Below are 215 nucleotides of genomic sequence, written 5' to 3'. Positions count from 1 at the left end.
ACGTTCCGAATATCTACCCCCCTCTCCATCATACTTCTCCTCACAACCACCTCATATTCACCATCCACCAACTCCACAATTCTCTTCTCCACCTCTCTTTCCCACATTTCACCATCTCCTACACCAACCTTCCCTTCCCGCACCAGTTCACAAATTTCGGCACCCATCTCCTCAATTCCCTCAACACCGTTGTACACCTAATACACCTGACCACC

1 protein-coding gene is annotated in these 215 nt (G+C 49.3%); it reads right to left on the bottom strand.

Annotation, left to right across the window (positions count from 1 at the left end; translation table 11 throughout):
- Positions 1–197: hypothetical protein (locus FS628_RS31210; RefSeq protein ID WP_145326737.1), on the bottom strand; the 197-nt coding region annotated here is incomplete at its 3' end.
- Positions 198–215: the final 18 nt, after the last annotated feature.

The sequence above is a fragment of the Paenibacillus xylanexedens genome (genome assembly GCF_007676705.1).
Lineage (GTDB): Bacteria > Bacillota > Bacilli > Paenibacillales > Paenibacillaceae > Paenibacillus > Paenibacillus xylanexedens_C.
This window is presented reverse-complemented; position numbering and strand designations above follow the sequence as displayed.